General features: G+C 42.2%; 15 protein-coding genes. 14 read left to right on the forward strand and 1 reads right to left on the reverse strand.

Going from position 1 to position 15,508, the window contains the following annotated elements:
* The first annotated feature begins 49 nt into the window (after nucleotides 1–49).
* Together NKR21_RS08430 and spoVM are read left to right on the forward strand one after the other, a co-directional pair.
* Nucleotides 50–694 carry a thiamine diphosphokinase gene (locus NKR21_RS08430; protein WP_144456001.1) on the forward strand — a complete coding sequence of 215 codons (645 nt, stop codon included), beginning with the start codon at nucleotides 50–52 and terminating at the stop codon, nucleotides 692–694.
* Between the two features lie 71 nt (nucleotides 695–765).
* Nucleotides 766–846: a stage V sporulation protein SpoVM gene (spoVM, locus tag NKR21_RS08435; protein ID WP_008354550.1), complete on the forward strand. Its 81-nt coding sequence runs from the start codon at nucleotides 766–768 to the stop codon at nucleotides 844–846.
* A 69-nt stretch (nucleotides 847–915) separates the two neighbouring features.
* Here the strand turns inward: spoVM and rpmB are convergent, their stop codons facing one another.
* Complete coding sequence (rpmB, locus tag NKR21_RS08440) at nucleotides 916–1,104, reverse strand: 50S ribosomal protein L28 (protein ID WP_003212514.1); 189 nt, start codon at nucleotides 1,102–1,104, stop codon at nucleotides 916–918.
* 271 nt (nucleotides 1,105–1,375) lie between these two features.
* Between rpmB and NKR21_RS08445 the strand changes: the two genes are divergently transcribed.
* From NKR21_RS08445 to smc, 12 genes are all read left to right on the forward strand, one after another.
* Entirely contained in the window at nucleotides 1,376–1,738 is a 363-nt protein-coding gene (locus NKR21_RS08445; protein WP_003211680.1) for an Asp23/Gls24 family envelope stress response protein, read from the forward strand.
* 15 nt (nucleotides 1,739–1,753) lie between these two features.
* Nucleotides 1,754–3,433, forward strand: coding sequence for a DAK2 domain-containing protein (locus NKR21_RS08450; protein ID WP_144456003.1), 1,680 nt, complete (start codon nucleotides 1,754–1,756; stop codon nucleotides 3,431–3,433).
* Nucleotides 3,434–3,582: 149 nt separating this feature from the next.
* Nucleotides 3,583–4,245 (forward strand): L-serine ammonia-lyase, iron-sulfur-dependent subunit beta, encoded by a 663-nt coding sequence (gene sdaAB / locus NKR21_RS08455; RefSeq protein WP_012009924.1) that lies wholly within the window; start codon nucleotides 3,583–3,585, stop codon nucleotides 4,243–4,245.
* Between the two features lie 20 nt (nucleotides 4,246–4,265).
* The gene (gene sdaAA, locus NKR21_RS08460) at nucleotides 4,266–5,168 is read left to right on the forward strand and encodes an L-serine ammonia-lyase, iron-sulfur-dependent, subunit alpha (RefSeq protein WP_012009925.1); all 903 of its coding nucleotides are present in this window, start codon (nucleotides 4,266–4,268) and stop codon (nucleotides 5,166–5,168) included.
* Nucleotides 5,146–7,194: an ATP-dependent DNA helicase RecG gene (recG, locus tag NKR21_RS08465; protein ID WP_119124836.1), complete on the forward strand. Its 2,049-nt coding sequence runs from the start codon at nucleotides 5,146–5,148 to the stop codon at nucleotides 7,192–7,194. Before sdaAA ends, recG begins: the two co-directional genes overlap by 23 nt.
* 112 nt (nucleotides 7,195–7,306) lie before the next feature.
* Entirely contained in the window at nucleotides 7,307–7,873 is a 567-nt protein-coding gene (gene fapR, locus NKR21_RS08470; RefSeq protein WP_012009927.1) for a transcription factor FapR, read from the forward strand.
* Between the two features lie 15 nt (nucleotides 7,874–7,888).
* Nucleotides 7,889–8,887 (forward strand): phosphate acyltransferase PlsX, encoded by a 999-nt coding sequence (gene plsX, locus NKR21_RS08475; RefSeq protein ID WP_119124837.1) that lies wholly within the window; start codon nucleotides 7,889–7,891, stop codon nucleotides 8,885–8,887.
* A gap of 15 nt (nucleotides 8,888–8,902) precedes the next feature.
* Nucleotides 8,903–9,847, forward strand: a complete 945-nt coding sequence (gene fabD, locus NKR21_RS08480) for an ACP S-malonyltransferase (RefSeq protein ID WP_119124838.1) — start codon at nucleotides 8,903–8,905, stop codon at nucleotides 9,845–9,847.
* Nucleotides 9,847–10,590, forward strand: coding sequence for a 3-oxoacyl-[acyl-carrier-protein] reductase (gene fabG, locus NKR21_RS08485; protein WP_058014008.1), 744 nt, complete (start codon nucleotides 9,847–9,849; stop codon nucleotides 10,588–10,590). The genes fabD and fabG overlap by 1 nt, the downstream gene beginning before the upstream one ends.
* A gap of 81 nt (nucleotides 10,591–10,671) precedes the next feature.
* A complete protein-coding gene (gene acpP / locus NKR21_RS08490; protein WP_012009931.1) occupies nucleotides 10,672–10,905 on the forward strand; it encodes an acyl carrier protein in 234 nt (77 codons plus the stop codon).
* Between the two features lie 184 nt (nucleotides 10,906–11,089).
* Nucleotides 11,090–11,833 carry a ribonuclease III gene (gene rnc / locus NKR21_RS08495; protein ID WP_012009932.1) on the forward strand — a complete coding sequence of 248 codons (744 nt, stop codon included), beginning with the start codon at nucleotides 11,090–11,092 and terminating at the stop codon, nucleotides 11,831–11,833.
* A gap of 105 nt (nucleotides 11,834–11,938) precedes the next feature.
* On the forward strand, nucleotides 11,939–15,499 hold the full coding sequence (gene smc / locus NKR21_RS08500) for a chromosome segregation protein SMC (RefSeq protein WP_144456006.1): 3,561 nt from the start codon (nucleotides 11,939–11,941) through the stop codon (nucleotides 15,497–15,499).
* The last annotated feature ends 9 nt before the right edge of the window (nucleotides 15,500–15,508 follow it).

Genomic DNA, 15,508 nt, shown 5'->3' on the forward strand with positions numbered 1-15,508 from the left:
AAAGTCATTGTGATCTTTGGTTCTTTTTACATGGAGAGGAGCGTATATCATGCACATACATATCGTAGCCGGCGGTCCTATTGAATACATCCCGCCACTTGAACGTGAAGCATCACAAGAGAATGTTCTCTGGATTGGCGTAGACCGTGGAACTCTCTTCTTACTAGAACACGGCATTACCCCTGCCAAAGCTTTTGGTGATTTTGACAGTGTGACAGAAGAAGAGCTTCGGGAGCTAAAAGAAAAATTGCCTGCCCTGAATGTATTTCAAGCTGAAAAGGATGAAACCGATTTAGAGCTTGCGCTGAACTGGGCACTGAGTCAGCACCCAGCACATATTGACATTTACGGTATTACAGGAGGAAGGGCGGATCATTTTCTAGGAAATATCCATCTTCTTTATAAAGGGCTTCAGCTCAAGCAGAATATCACCCTTGTAGACAAACAAAATATCATTCAAATGTTTGAACCTGGTACATACGAAATAAAAGAAGATCAGGATAAAAAGTATGTATCGTTTTTACCCTTTGGAACACCTGTTGAAAAGCTGACATTAAAAGGTTTCAAATATCCTCTGAAAAATTGTCATATTGAGCCTGGTTCCACACTATGTATTAGTAACGAACTCATCCACTCTAATGGTACTTTTTCTTTTCATGAAGGCATATTAATAATGGTAAGAAGCAAAGATTGACCAACCTATCAATGTGGATGGCTGATTAAGCTCAATTGTGCTGCAAGCGGTACTTTTAGGAGGGGGACAAAATGAAATTTTATACAATCAAACTGCCTAGATTTCTTGGCGGCATTGTCCGTGCGATGCTTGGTTCATTTAAGAAAGATTAATGAGTAATCTCCTTTATTTCCACATAAAAACGCCTGCTACAAGTTATTGTAGCAGGCGTTTACTCTTGCTTATACACGCTCAACTTTACCAGATTTCAAAGCTCGAGCTGATACATATACTCTTTTAGGCTTACCGTCCACTAGAATACGAACTTTTTGAAGGTTCGCGCCCCATGTACGTTTTGTAGAGTTCATTGCGTGAGAACGATTGTTCCCAGCTTTTGTTTTTCTGCCTGTAATAACGCATTTACGTGCCATTTGTTTCCCTCCTAACTGCGAAAACATCATCATATTCTTCATATACGTACTTAGAGATGCCTCAAGATACTTTAATAATTTACCACAGCTTCAAGGGGTTTGCAAGGATTGTTTACTCCTCTTTCAAGAAAATTACCTTGACATCTTGATAAAAAATCAAGGCTATAGTATAAGTAGGATTGGGTCGGATTGAATGATTTCTTTTAAAAAGAAGGGTCTTATAGTAAAATAGTGATAACTCAGGGCAATTTCTCAAAAAGGGGGAACCAATGTGTCCATTGAACTTAGAACGAAATACGGACAAATTGATATATCAAATGAAGTCATTGCAATGGTGGCAGGAGGCGCTGCGATCGATTGCTATGGTATTGTTGGGATGGCGTCCAAAAATCAAATCAAGGACGGCTTGACGGATATTCTCCGCAAAGAGAACTTCAGCCGGGGTGTTCTTGTGCGTCAAAAAGAAGACCGCATTCATATTGATATGTACATCATCGTCAGCTACGGTACAAAAATATCAGAAGTCGCACATAATGTTCAAACGAAAGTCAAATATACAATTTCTCACACAGTTGGGCTTTCTGTTGATTCGGTCAACATTTATGTACAAGGAGTAAGAGTTACGAACCCGTAGTAAGGAGGAAATATATTGTCTATTAGAAATCTTGATGGCCGCTCATTTGCAAAAATGATTCTTGCAGGTGCTCACCATCTTTCTCAAAACGCACAAATTGTGGATGCGTTAAATGTTTTTCCAGTGCCAGACGGAGACACGGGGACAAATATGAATTTGTCAATGACTTCAGGGGCAAAAGCAGTTGAAGAAACAAATACCGATCATATTGGGAAGGTCGGCGTGGCCTTGTCAAAAGGACTATTAATGGGCGCAAGAGGGAACTCAGGCGTTATCCTATCACAGCTCTTTAGAGGCTTTAGTAAACAAATCGAACAAAAAGAAATGATTGATGCAAAAGAATTTGCCCTTGCCTTACAGGCAGGTGTCGATACAGCATATAAAGCCGTGATGAAGCCGATTGAAGGAACCATCTTAACGGTCGCAAAGGATGCAGCAAAGAAAGCGGTTGCTGTTTCAGCAACCGAAAATGACATTGACCGCGTTCTTGAGTTAACGATTGAGGAAGCGAGAGCATCACTTGATCGAACGCCAGATCTGCTTCCTGTTTTAAAAGAAGTAGGCGTTGTCGATAGTGGAGGTAAAGGACTTCTCTGCGTATATGAAGGTTTCCTTGCTTCATTAAGAGGAGAGGAACTTCCTTCGAAGATGGCCTCTTTGCCAACGTTAAAAGAGCTTGTCAGTGCAGAGCATCATAAAAGTGCACAAAGCCATATGAACACTGAAGATATCGAATTTGGCTATTGTACTGAATTTATGGTGAAATTTGAAGAAGACAAACAGTCCTTTGATGAGAATGCTTTCAGAGAAGACTTAAGCGAATTCGGAGATTCACTTCTTGTGGTATCAGATGAAACGCTGGCAAAAGTTCATATTCATGCAGAGCAGCCTGGGGATGTCTTATCCTATGCACAGCGCTACGGCAGCCTGATCAATATGAAAATTGAAAACATGAGAGAGCAGCATAGCTCAATTGTGAACGAAGAAAAAGAACATGCACCTGCTGCTACACCAAAGGCATCTGCTGCTGCTGAAAAACAGCGCTTTGGCGTCGTCAGTGTCGCAATGGGAGAAGGAATTGCTGACTTGTTTAAAAGTATCGGGGCTTCCGTCGTCATTGAAGGCGGACAGACAATGAACCCGAGCACAGAAGACATTGTCACAGCAATTGAAAGCGTACATGCCGAAACCGTCTTTATCTTACCTAATAATTCTAATATTGTCATGGCAGCGAAACAGGCGGCAACTGTCTCAAATCGTGAGGTTGTGGTCATTCCAACGAAGACCGTTCCTCAAGGGATGTCGGCACTTCTTTCTCTCAATGAAGTAGCTTCAAACGAAGACAACGAAGCGGCGATGCTAGATGCCATTGACAACGTGAAAAGCGGCCAAATCACCTTTGCAGTGAGAGATACCCAAATCGATGGAATCGATATTGCTAAAGGAGATTATATGGGTCTCTATAACGGAAAAATCACCTTAACTGCGAAAAATCAATTAGATGCAGCTAAGGAACTTTTGACCAAAATGGTGACAGAAGATGATGAGATCGTTACGATCATTAAAGGGGAAGATGCATCGTCTGAAGAGATGGACGAGTTAGAAGCCTTTATTGAAGAAACATTTGAAGATATAGAAGTTGAAGTCCACGATGGAAAACAGCCGCTTTATTCATATATTTTGGCTGTGGAATAACGAAAGAAGGGCAAATAAAGCCCTTCTTCTTCTTTTGCAATTTTTTACTACCGATTCAACGGTGAAATGAGTTGCGGGAAACGATTGAATCCATTAGTCTAAAGAAAGAACCAAACCAATATGTGAGTGGTTATGAGAGGGGAAGACCTATGAAATTTAGAAGTGTGTTTGATATTATTGGACCCGTCATGATTGGTCCATCAAGTTCGCACACAGCGGGTGCAGCTCGAATAGGAAGAGTGGCTCGCAGTTTATTCGGAAGAGAGCCGAAACGAATTGTCGTTTCATTTTATGGCTCTTTTAAAGATACGTATAAAGGACACGGTACAGATGTCGCCATTATCGGCGGCGTTCTTGACTTTGATACATTTGATGAACGCATCAAAACAGCGATCGATATTGCAAAAAGCAAAGGCATCGACATTGAATTTAAAGAAGAAGATGCAGTGCCAGCGCACCCGAATACAGCAAAAGTAGAGATATCAGATGCAAATGGAACCCTTGAATTAATCGGGATTTCCATCGGCGGTGGTAAAATTGAAATTACTGAATTGAATGGCTTTGAGCTCAGACTTTCAGGAAATCATCCTGCCATTCTTGTGGTTCATAACGATCGCTATGGCACGATCGCAGCAGTCGCTAACGTGTTAGCGAAATTTGCCATCAACATCGGTCATATGGAAGTGGCGCGTAAAGATGTCGGGCAAGAAGCTCTGATGACCATCGAAGTGGATCAAAATATTGACCCAGCTGTCCTATTAGAGCTTGAAACATTGCCAAACATTATTCAAGTCACACAAATTGCAGAGTAACAACAAGGAGGTTATGAATGATGTTTAAAAACGTCAAAGAACTCGTACAGCTCACAGAAGAACGGAATACCTCCATTTCAGAAATCATGATTACGCAAGAAATGGAAGTGACAGGGAAGTCACGTGAAGATATTTTCTCCCAAATGTACCGCAACCTAGAAGTGATGGAACAGGCCGTAGAAAACGGGCTAAAAGGTGTGAAATCATTATCGGGTTTAACGGGCGGAGATGCGGTCAAACTTCAAGCGTATATCGCATCGGGCAAAACACTGTCTGGTCATACGATATTAGATGCTGTCAGTAAGGCAGTAGCAACAAATGAAGTCAATGCCGCAATGGGGACGATCTGTGCAACGCCTACAGCAGGTTCAGCAGGTGTTGTGCCAGGGACATTATTTGCAGTAAAACAAACATTAAAGCCAACAAAGGAACAAATGGTCAGATTCCTATTCACTTCTGGCGCATTTGGTTTTGTTGTGGCCAATAATGCGAGCATCTCTGGTGCAGCAGGCGGCTGTCAGGCTGAGGTAGGTTCAGCCTCAGGGATGGCGGCAGCAGCCATTGTTGAAATGGCAGGCGGTACGCCTCAGCAATCTGCTGAAGCAATGGCGATTACACTGAAAAATATGCTTGGACTTGTTTGTGACCCAGTCGCTGGACTTGTCGAGGTACCGTGCGTAAAACGAAACGCAATGGGTGCATCAAATGCAATGATCGCAGCAGATATGGCACTTGCCGGCATCACCAGTCGAATTCCGTGTGATGAAGTCATTGATGCGATGTATAAAATCGGTCAAACCATGCCAACGGCACTTCGTGAAACAGCACAAGGCGGACTTGCTGCGACACCGACAGCAAGAGAGCTTGAAAAGAAGATTTTCGGAGGTGTGACCTCATCTCGTGATACAGAAACTGCAAGATAACGTCTCAGTCCTCAAGGGGATTGGAGAAGAAACCGAAAAAACACTCAATGAACTTGGGATCCACACAGTAGCCGATTTACTTGGCTACTTTCCTTATCGATATGACGACTATGAGCTTCGTAACTTAGAAGAAGTAAAGCATGACGAACGTGTCACAGTTGAAGGAAAAGTGCACAGTGAGCCCGTCCTCACCTATTATGGAAAAAAACGAAGCAGGCTGACATTCAGGCTGCTTGTCGGGCGTTTCCTCATCACAGCAATTTGTTTCAATCGCCCTTATTTAAAAAGAAGCCTTGTGTTAGGTGATACGGTATCCGTCACTGGGAAATGGGATAAAAACCGTCAATCGATCATGGTGCAGGAATTTAAAAAAGGGACGCACGAGCAAGATGGCAGTATAGAGCCTGTTTATTCAGTCAAAGAAAATGTAACCGTGAAGATGATGAGGCGTTTTGTCAAACAAGCCTTGTCACTTTATGTAGATAAAGCTGAAGATCCACTGCCAAAGCAGCTTGTCTCTACCTATAAACTCATGTCCTATCAAGAAGCATTAAAAACCATTCACCTGCCAGAAACAAGAGACTCACTCAAGCAAGCGAGACGACGCTTTGTGTACGAGGAATTTCTTATTTTCCAGCTGAAGATGCAGGCCATCAGAAAGAAAGAACGAGAAAAAACATCGGGCATCCAGCATCCGTTTTCCAAAGAGGCTGTTTTTGAGTTTGTTCACAGCCTGCCATTTCCGCTGACAAAGGCACAATCAAGAGTGCTTGATGAAATTATGTCTGATATGGCGTCCCCATACCGGATGAACCGACTGCTTCAAGGGGATGTAGGCTCAGGGAAAACAGCTGTTGCAGCAATTGCACTATATGCCGCTCATTTATCTGGCTATCAAGGTGCATTAATGGTTCCAACAGAGATTTTGGCAGAACAGCATGCTGATTCCCTTTATCAGTTGTTTGAAAAATGGGGACTCAATATCGCTCTACTAACAAGCTCTGTAAAGGGAAAGCGCCGCAGAGAATTGCTGGAGCGTCTAAAAGAGGGCGAGATTGATATTTTAGTCGGAACGCATGCGCTCATTCAAGACGAAGTCGAATTTCAGCAGCTTGGTCTCGTAATTACAGATGAGCAGCACCGGTTTGGCGTAGAACAACGGAAAAAACTAAGAAGTAAAGGACAGGACCCAGATGTCTTGTTCATGACGGCCACACCTATTCCGCGCACACTTGCGATCACTGTTTTTGGAGAAATGGACGTATCCGTCATTGATGAATTACCAGCCGGCAGAAAACAGATCGAAACGTATTGGGTCAAGCATGACATGCTTGAGAGGATTCTTGCATTTGTAGATAAAGAGCTGAAAAAAGGAAGACAGGCATACATTATTTGTCCGCTCATAGAAGAATCAGACAAACTCGATGTGCAAAATGCGATTGATGTCCACAGCATGCTGACAGAGGCATACCGCGGTAAGTGGTCGATCGGCTTAATGCACGGGAAACTCGCGAGTGATGAAAAAGATCAGGTGATGAGAGACTTTACAGCAAATGAAGTGCAAATTCTTGTTTCAACAACAGTCGTTGAAGTGGGTGTCAACGTACCCAATGCGACCATCATGGTCATTTACGATGCAGACCGCTTCGGGCTGTCTCAGCTTCATCAGCTCAGAGGCCGAGTTGGACGAGGAGAGCATCAATCATTTTGTATTTTAATGGCGGATCCAAAATCAGAAACCGGAAAAGAGCGGATGAGGATTATGTCTGAAACGACCGACGGCTTTGAGTTGTCTGAAAAGGACTTAGAGCTAAGAGGACCCGGCGATTTCTTCGGTAAAAAACAAAGCGGAATGCCTGAATTTAAAGTAGCCGATATGGTTCATGACTACAGAGCACTGGAAACTGCTAGAAAAGATGCGGCAGAACTTGTGCAGTCAGATGCATTTTGGACAGATCCGGAATATAAAGAACTTCGGCAAACGCTGGTAGACAGCGGGGTGCTGGGCGGAGATAAATTAAGCTGATCAGGCGCTGGAGGAATTTTCTTGTCTTTTTGAAACAAGGATTGATTTATCATCTATGAGATTATATACTACTATTAGTACCTAGTCATAAATGTACGGATGGTGTCTGCATATGAAACTAAATAAAAAAGAACGTCAAAAACTTCTCCAGCAAACGATCAGCTCGACTCCGTTCATTACTGATGAAGAATTGGCAACTAAATTCGGTGTAAGCATTCAAACGGTTCGTCTTGATCGTTTGGAATTGTCAATCCCTGAATTACGCGAAAGAATTAAGCATGTGGCCGAAAAGACATTAGAGGATGAAGTGAAATCACTTCCACTGGATGAAGTGATTGGAGAAATGATTGATGTAGAGCTTGATGACCAAGCTATTTCCATTTTAGAAGTGAGAAAAGAGCATGTATTTAGCCGAAACCAAATTGCCAGGGGACATCATCTCTTCGCCCAGGCAAATTCGCTTGCAGTAGCGGTCATTGACGATGAACTGGCTTTAACAGCAAAAGCAAATATTAAATTTACAAGGCAGGTTAAACAAGGCGAACGAGTCGTCTCAAAAGCCAAAGTAGCCTCGCATGATAAAGAAAAAGGCAGAACTGTAGTTGAAGTGAACAGCTATGTCGGTGAAGAAGTTGTCTTCTCAGGAGACTTTGTCATGTATCGCTCAAAACAAAAGTAAAAGGTGGCACGTAATATGAGAATTGCAGTCGATGCAATGGGGGGAGACCATGCCCCTAAAGCCATTATTGACGGTGTGCAAAAAAGCTTAACGGCATTTTCAGATATCGAGATTACACTTGTCGGCGATGAAAATAAAATCAAACCATACATAACAAACAACGAGCGCATCACGATTTTAGATGCAAAAGAAGTCATTGAACCGACAGATGAACCAGTGCGTGCAGTTAGGCGTAAAAAGGATTCATCTATGGTGAAAATGGCGCAAGAAGTATCCGAAGGACGAGCAGATGCCTGTATTTCAGCAGGAAACACTGGCGCACTTATGACAGCAGGACTGTTTATCGTAGGAAGAATTGATGGCATCGATAGACCAGCACTTGCTCCGACACTGCCAACACTTGATGGCAGCGGGTTTTTATTACTAGATGTCGGCGCTAACGTTGATGCCAAACCAGAACACCTTGTACAATATGCGATGATGGGTTCAATTTACGCAGAGCGTGTTTTTCCAAAGAGAAATCCGCGTGTAGGATTGTTAAATGTAGGAACAGAAGATAAAAAAGGCAACGATCTCACGAAAAAAACCTTTGAATTGTTAAAAGCATCAGACTTGAATTTCGTAGGAAATGTGGAGTCTCGTGACTTATTAGAAGGTGTAGCTGACGTCGTTGTCACAGATGGTTTCACAGGAAATATTGCTCTGAAAACGATTGAAGGCACAGCTCTTTCTGTATTTAAAATGCTGAAAGAAACCTTAACATCCAGCTTCACAGCAAAAATAGCGGCTGGTATGATGAAGCCGAAATTGATGCAGATGAAATCCAAAATGGATTACTCCGAATATGGTGGTGCCGCTTTATTTGGTTTAAAAGCACCTGTCATTAAAGCGCACGGTTCCTCTGATGAAAACGCCATTTTTCATGCCATTCGTCAGGCACGTGATATCGTAGAAAAAGACGTTTCAGCCATCATTCATCAAGAAGTCCAAAAAGAAACCACGAACGAGTCTTAATGGAGGTATAGCAGCATGACTAAAATTGCATTTTTATTCCCTGGCCAAGGATCTCAAAAAATTGGCATGGGGAAAGATTTATTTGACCAAGAAGCAGTATCTAAAGCTGTATTTGAAGAAGCAGACAAGACCCTCGGTTTTGACTTATCTTCAATGATTTTTGAAGGAGATGCAGAAGAACTGACGCTCACTTATAACGCGCAGCCAGCTCTTCTAACAACAAGTATCGCCATCTTAAAGAAATTTGAAGAGAGCGGAATCAAAGCAGATTACGCAGCAGGACATAGCCTTGGGGAATATACGGCCCTTGTTGCTGCAGGCGCACTATCTTTTCAAGATGCTGTTTATGCAGTGAGAAAGCGCGGCGAATTAATGAACGAAGCTGTTCCAGCAGGAGAGGGCGCTATGGCAGCGATCCTTGGCTTAGATCAAACAGCGCTTTTAGAAGTGACAAAAGAAGTGACAGAGAGTGGCCATCTTGTAGAACTCGCTAACTTAAACTGTCCTGGTCAAATTGTAATCTCTGGTACAGCAAAAGGTGTCGAACTCGCTTCAGAAAAAGCGAAAGAAAAGGGCGCAAAACGTGCGATTGCCCTTGAAGTGAGTGGACCTTTCCATTCTGCCTTAATGAAACCAGCCGCTGAAAAATTCACAGATGTTTTGTCAAAGCTAGATATTTCAGATGCCAAAACACCAGTGATCTCAAATGTCACAGCAGACATCGTCACATCTCGTGATGCTATTGAAACAAAGCTCATTGAACAATTGTATTCTCCTGTTCGATTTGAAGAAAGCGTAGAACGTCTGATTGATTTAGGCGTGACAACGTTTATTGAAATCGGTCCGGGCAAAGTGCTTTCAGGTCTTGTGAAAAAGGTCAATCGCCGCCTGACAACCATTTCAGTTTCAGATCAGGAAACAATTGAAGCAGCCATTGAAACATTGAAGGGGGATTCTTGATGCTTACAAATAAAACAGCCGTTGTAACAGGTGCATCACGCGGGATTGGCCGTTCTATTGCGATCGATTTAGCAAAGAATGGTGCAAATGTTGTCGTCAACTATTCTGGAAACGAAGCAAAAGCAAATGAAGTCGTAGATGAAATCAAAGCACTTGGCCAGCAGGCTTTTGCCGTTAAAGCTGATGTTTCGAATGCTGAAGAAGTACAAGCGCTCATGAAACAAGCGATTGACACATTTGGCTCAATTGACATCCTTGTCAATAATGCAGGGATTACAAAAGACAACCTGCTTATGAGAATGAAAGAAAATGAATGGGATGACGTCATTAACATAAACTTAAAAGGTGTCTTTAACTGTACAAAAGCCGTGACTCGTCAAATGATGAAACAGCGCAGTGGAAGAATCATCAACTTGGCTTCAGTGGTTGGCGTATGTGGAAACCCTGGACAAGCAAACTATGTTGCAGCAAAAGCTGGTGTCATCGGATTAACAAAAACAACAGCAAAAGAGCTGGCAACCCGTCATATTACAGTCAATGCAGTAGCACCAGGCTTTATTTCAACAGATATGACAGACAAGCTTGATGAGAATGTACAGACTGAAATGCTTAAGCAGATCCCGCTTGCACGCTTTGGTGCACCTGAAGATATTAGCAACGTTGTTGTGTTTTTAGCTTCAGAAGGAGCAGGTTATATTACAGGCCAAACCATCCAAGTAGATGGCGGAATGGTCATGTCCTAAGAAATATCAAAATTTCATTAGGTTTTCTCTAGTTTTTTAAAAACGAATCAACTATAATACTTTGAGGGGAGGTGAAAGGCAATGGCAGACGTATTAGAGCGTGTAACAAAAATTATTGTAGACCGCCTTGGCGTTGATGAGGCTGACGTGAAAATGGAAGCTTCATTTAAAGAAGATTTAGGCGCTGATTCCCTTGATGTAGTTGAGCTAGTTATGGAACTTGAAGATGAGTTCGATATGGAAATTTCTGACGAAGATGCTGAAAAAATTGCAACAGTCGGTGACGCTGTGAACTACATAAATAGCCAGCAATAAGCGTAACAAAGTCCCGTCTATTTTCATGACGGGACTTTCAAAATTTATGTTAGTTTCAACATATTCAGCTGATCAATTGTCAGCCTTTTTCAGATGCTAAGGAGCATTGTTTCCTTGCATGTAGAAAGAGAGACTCCATATAATCAGTATCCTTAAAGGCGATTAAGCCTACCTGGAGGTTGCTATGCCAAAACAATATAAAGACAAACAGAAACAGAGCAAAAAACTAGAGCAATTTAGAGAATTCCAGCAGCGTATTTCTGTACACTTTCAAAATGAAAAACTTCTATATCAAGCATTTACGCATTCCTCTTATGTGAATGAACACCGGAAAAAACCATACGAGGATAATGAAAGACTTGAATTTTTAGGAGATGCTGTTTTAGAATTGACCATCTCTCAATTCTTATTTGCGAAATACCCTGCGATGAGCGAGGGAGATTTAACAAAACTAAGAGCAGCGATCGTATGTGAACCATCACTTGTGTCTCTGGCACATGAGCTGTCCTTCGGAGACCTTGTTCTTTTAGGAAAAGGCGAAGAAATGACCGGCGGTAGAAAACGTCCAGCACTTTTAGCAGACGTATTTGAGGCATTTATCGGAGCACTTTATTTAGATCAAGGGCTTGAGCCAGTAGAACGATTCCTAGAAGCCTATGTTTATCCGAAAATTAATGATGGAGCGTTCTCGCATGTCATGGACTTTAAAAGCCAGCTGCAAGAATTCGTTCAGCGCGATGGAAAAGGTGTACTCGAATACCGCATTTTGCATGAAAAAGGACCAGCACACAACCGTGAATTTGAAGCAAATGTCTCCCTTCGCGGGGAAGTGCTTGGAATTGGAAATGGTCGCAGTAAAAAAGAAGCAGAACAGCATGCTGCACAGGAAGCACTTGCTAAATTGCAGAAACATCATATGAACCAATAAAATCCCCCTCGTGATTCAGGGGGATTTCACTCTGTTTTCCATCATCTTTTTTCACTTCATATGGTAAGATGATAGTACTTTAAATACATAAGGAGGATCACTCTCATGTTCCTCAAACGTTTAGACGTGATAGGATTCAAATCTTTTGCGCAGCGAGTGACCGTGGACTTTGTCAAAGGGGTTACAGCTGTTGTCGGACCAAACGGAAGCGGCAAAAGTAATATTACCGATGCCATCCGCTGGGTACTTGGAGAACAATCAGCGAAAAGCCTCCGCGGAGGAAAAATGGAAGACATCATTTTTGCAGGAAGCGACTCAAGGAAAAGAGTCAATCTAGCAGAAGTGACTTTAACATTAGATAACGAAGACCACTTTTTACCGATCGATTTTCACGAAGTCAGTGTGACAAGAAGAGTCTATCGATCAGGAGAAAGTGAATTTCTCATAAACAATCAATCTGTCCGCTTAAAGGATATTATTGATCTTTTCATGGATTCAGGACTTGGAAAGGAAGCCTTCTCGATCATCAGCCAAGGGAAGGTAGAAGAAATTCTATCAAGTAAGGCAGAAGAGAGAAGAAGTATCTTTGAAGAAGCGGCTGGTGTTTTGAAATATAAAACAAGAAAGAAAAAAGCCGAGAATAAACTGTTTGAAACGCAGGACAACTTAAACCGAGTAGAAGATATTCTGCATGAACTAGAAGATCAAGTAGAACCTTTAAGAATGCAGGCATCTATTGCAAAGGACTATTTGCAAAAAAAAGAAGAGCTTGAAAATGTCGAAATCGCCTTAACTGTCCATGACATCGAAGCACTTCATGAAAAATGGACAACACTTGGTGAAGCTGTCGAGCGCTTCAAACAAGATGAAATGAAGCAATCCACAGAGATTCAAGCAAAAGAAGCAAAAATTGAAGAATCAAGAGACCGCATTCAAGCGCTTGACGAATCAATTAATGACTTGCAAGAAGTTCTTCTTTTCACAAGTGAGGAATTAGAAAAGCTTGAAGGTAAAAAAGAAGTACTAAAAGAACGGAAGAAAAATGCTGCCGCAAACCAGGGACAGCTAGAAGAAACACTCATTCGCTTAACTGAAAAGCAGGCGCAGCTAACCGGAAAAATTCAGCAGCAGAAAATCACGCGCGATAGCCTTCAAAAAGAAGTGCAGCAGCTAAAAGATGAAGTGAAAACGAAGCAGCATCAACTGTCGCTTCATAGTGAAGATGTGGAAGGTCAAATTGAACAGCTAAAAAGCGATTATTTTGATCTGCTCAATGAACAGGCTTCCATTCGCAACGAACGCAAATTGTTAGAAGAACAGCAGCGACAAGCGGCTATGCAGCTGGATCGGCTCACACAAAATAACCAAAAACACATTGAAGAGCGTGTATCTGTCAAAGAGAAGAAAACAGAGGCTCAGAAGCAGCTTTCAGCTCTAGAAGAAGACATTTTGGCTCAGGTCAAGCGGTTTAGAGAAGCGGTACAAAAGCTTGAGCAAATAAAACGTCAATACGAGAAAAAAGAAACGGCTCTTTATCAAGCCTATCAATATGTGCAGCAGGCAAAGTCAAAAAAAGAGATGCTAGAATCCATGCAGGAAGATTTCTCAGGCTTTTTCCAAGGAGTAAAAGAGGTTTTAAAGGCAAAAGAACGGTTAGGTGGTATTCACGGTGCCATTGCAGAGTTGATTCAAACAGATCAGCAGCATGAGACAGCGATTGAAATCGCGTTAGGCGCAGCAACGCAGCACGTCGTCACAGAGAATGAAGCCGCCGCGCGACAAGCAATTGCATACTTAAAGCAGCACTCCTTTGGACGAGCAACTTTCCTGCCGATGAATGTGATCAAAGAAAGAACCATTCAGCATAGAGACGTCCAAACAGCCGAGCAGCATGCTGCATTTATCGGTGTAGCAAGTCAACTTGTTTCCTTTGATGAAAAATATCAAAAGGTCATACAGAACTTGCTTGGAACGGTTCTAATCGTTAGAGACTTAAAAGGCGCCAATGAACTCGCAAAAATGCTTGGTCATCGTTATCGCATCGTGACCCTTGATGGCGATGTCGTAAACCCAGGTGGTTCAATGACCGGTGGCGGTGTAAAGAAAAAGAACAACTCCCTTCTTTCAAGAAACAGGGAGATCGAAACATTAACAAAGCAGCTCGTTGAAATGGAAGAAAAAACAACGATCCTTGAAAAGGAAACAAAAGAAACGAAGCAATTAATTGCTGCAAATGAAAGCCAATTAAACGAACTGCGTCAGCGCGGCGAAACGCTTCGTGAACAGCAGCAAGAGCTCAAAGGGAAGCTATACGAACTGCAAGTAGCAGAAAAAAATATTAATGCTCACCTTGAACTCTATGACCAAGAAAAAGAAGAATTACAGCTGCGTTCTACTGAACTTATAGATAAGGACAAAGAGCAGGCAGCTCTTGAAGTTTCGATAGGGGAGAAATTGACCACCCTAGATCAAGAGATCAATACATTAACAAAGCGTAAGCAAACCCAAAGCTCAACGAAAGAAACCATTTCTGCCGAATTAACAGAGCTGAAAATCTCACTTGCTAAAAAAGAGCAGTCCTTAGCGAATGAACAAGAAAAGCTTTCGAGCTTAATGGCAGAATTAGAAGAGGCTGAACAAACGCTGACGGAAACAAAAGAAGATCTGTCACTCTTAACAAGTGAAATGACGTCTAGCTCAAGCGGGGCAGAACAGCTGGAAGAAGCAGCGAAAGAGAAACTGGAAAACAAAAACAAAACAACCGCACTCATTTCAGAGCGGCGTAAACAGCGCCTTGCTCTTTCTGAAACGTTAGAATTTGCTGAACGTGAACTGAAAGAACAAAAACGCCTTTACAAGCAACTCACCACAAGCTTAAAAGATGAAGAGATTAAGCTTGGCCGTATGGAAGTTGAGCTCGACAACCTCATCGCTTATTTGAACGAAGAGTATGCACTTTCGTTTGAAGGGGCAAAAGAGATGTATCATCTGACGCTATCGCCAGATGAAGCAAGAAAACGAGTGAAGCTGATCAAATTAGCCATTGAAGAGCTAGGAACAGTGAACTTAGGCAGCATTGATGAGTATGAACGAGTGAATGAACGCTACCTCTTCTTAACAGAACAGCGAAATGATCTGACAGAAGCGAAAAATACATTATTCCAAGTGATCGAAGAAATGGATCAAGAGATGACAAAGCGCTTCTCTGAAACATTCTCGCAAATTCGCGGACATTTTGAATCAGTTTTCCAAGCGTTATTTGGCGGCGGAAGAGCAGACCTTAAACTAACAGATCCAAACGATTTACTAAACTCTGGTGTTGATATTGTCGCGCAGCCGCCAGGGAAAAAGCTGCAAAACTTAAGCCTGCTTTCAGGCGGAGAGAGAGCATTAACAGCGATCGCCTTACTGTTCTCTATTTTAAAAGTCAGACCAGTACCATTTTGCGTATTAGATGAGGTAGAAGCGGCACTTGATGAAGCCAATGTTTTCCGCTTTGCTCAATATTTAAAGAAATACAGTCAAGAAACACAGTTCATTGTCATTACGCACCGCAAAGGAACAATGGAAGAAGCGGATGTGCTCTACGGTGTGACGATGCAGGAGTCAGGTGTTTCAAAACTTGTATCCGTCAAACTAGAAGAAACGAAAGAGCTTGTCCAGTAATTAAAGGAG

The sequence above is a fragment of the Bacillus sp. 1735sda2 genome (assembly GCF_024159245.1).
GTDB lineage: Bacteria > Bacillota > Bacilli > Bacillales > Bacillaceae > Bacillus > Bacillus pumilus_O.